Below are 1517 nucleotides of genomic sequence, written 5' to 3' on the forward strand. Positions count from 1 at the left end.
GCAGATTGCCGCCATAGGCCTGCTGTATCCGGCGACTGATGGCCACTGGGTCAACGCTTCTGGCCCGGATCTGCCCGAGGGCTACTTCCTTTCAGGTGAGCACCTGGTCTGGTTCTGGCAGCACTACCTGCAGACACCCGCACAGGCAACCGATCCGCTGGCTTCTCCGTTGTTGGCCGAGGACCTGCATCGGCTGCCGCCAACCACGTTGTGGATTGCAGAGTACGATCTTCTGCGCGATGAAGAAGAAGCCTTTGCCGTGCGATTGAGCGAGGCCGGGGTAAAGATACGCAGTAAATGCTGCGAGGGCATGATCCATGGATTCGCCAGCATGGCCCCCCTCTCGGACCGCGCAGCTGCCGAGCTGGAGGAGTTTGCTGCAGAACTGCGTCAGGCCCTGAGCTGAGGCACCCGCCGATGCGGTTTGACAGTGTGCAGCACCTGCTGAAGATGCTGCGCAGCGGCGGTATGGTGGTCATCACCGATGACGAGCAGGATGGCGAAGGCTCTCTGTTGATGGCCGCCGAACGCACCGACGCTGAAGCAGTCAACTTCATGGCCATGCATGCCCGTGGGTTGATTTGCCTGGGGCTGAGCGAGGCGCATTGCAAGCGTCTGGGGCTGAGCCTGATGGTGCCCCATTCGCGGGCCACGCATGGCGTAGGTTTTACCTGCTCGATCGAAGCGCGTGAAGGTGTGAGCACTGGTATCTCGGTCGCCGACCGCGCGCACTCTATCCAGGTAGCGGTTGACCCGGGCAGCGTCGCAGCCGATATCGTCCAGCCTGGGCGGTGTTCCCCGTACAGGCGCTGTCCGGCGGGGTGATGCAGCGCGCCGGCCATGCCGAAGCGGCGTGCGACCTGGCGCGGCTGGCTGGTTTTCAGCCAGCCGCGACGCTGGTCGCTATCCTCGACGAAAACGGCGAGCTGGCCCGTGGCGACGAGCTACAGACCTTTGCCCAACGCCATCGGCTGCCGATCTGCAGCATCGCCGAACTGATCCATTACCGAATTCTCCATGAGGGGACGATCCGCCGCAGCGGACAGTACTCACTGACTACCCGGCACGGCGAGTTCCGCGTGATGAGCTTCCAGGATACGTACCAGGGGCAACTGCACCTGGCACTCGTGCGTGGTGAGATCGACCGCGAGCGACCGACCCTGGTCAGGGTGCAAGCGATCGAGACACTGCGAGATGCCCTTGGCTGTGACAGCGAGGGCACGCCACTGCAATGGAACCTCGAGCGCTCGCTGGCCCATATCGCCGCCGTTGGCACCGGTGTGCTGGTGCTGCTGGCTCAGCACGAGAGTCCCGAGGCCACTCTCGAACAGTTGCGGCTGCACGGCGCCGGCCAGGCACGTGCGCCGCAGTTTCCGCAGCGCACCCTGGGCATAGGCGCGCAGATCCTCCGCGATGTCGGTGTGCGGCGCATGCAATTGATGAGTACTGAGGTGCCCTACAAGGCCGTTTCAGGCTTCGAGCTGGAAGTGGTCGAGTTCGTACCGTTCACTTGCTAG

2 protein-coding genes and 1 pseudogene are annotated in these 1517 nt (G+C 63.5%); all 3 read left to right on the forward strand.

What is annotated here, in order from left to right; translation table 11 throughout:
• Positions 1 to 406, forward strand: a 406-nt coding sequence (locus tag J0A65_RS23215; RefSeq protein WP_206596660.1) for an alpha/beta hydrolase fold domain-containing protein, incomplete at its 5' end; no start/stop codon positions are given.
• 62 nt (positions 407 to 468) lie between these two features.
• A pseudogene (locus J0A65_RS23220) lies at positions 469 to 947 on the forward strand (3,4-dihydroxy-2-butanone-4-phosphate synthase); the annotation flags it as partial.
• A gap of 105 nt (positions 948 to 1052) precedes the next feature.
• Entirely contained in the window at positions 1053 to 1517 is a 465-nt protein-coding gene (locus tag J0A65_RS27550; protein ID WP_269814706.1) for a bifunctional 3,4-dihydroxy-2-butanone-4-phosphate synthase/GTP cyclohydrolase II, read from the forward strand.

This window comes from Bowmanella yangjiangensis (genome assembly GCF_017255015.1).
Lineage (GTDB): Bacteria > Pseudomonadota > Gammaproteobacteria > Enterobacterales > Alteromonadaceae > Bowmanella > Bowmanella yangjiangensis.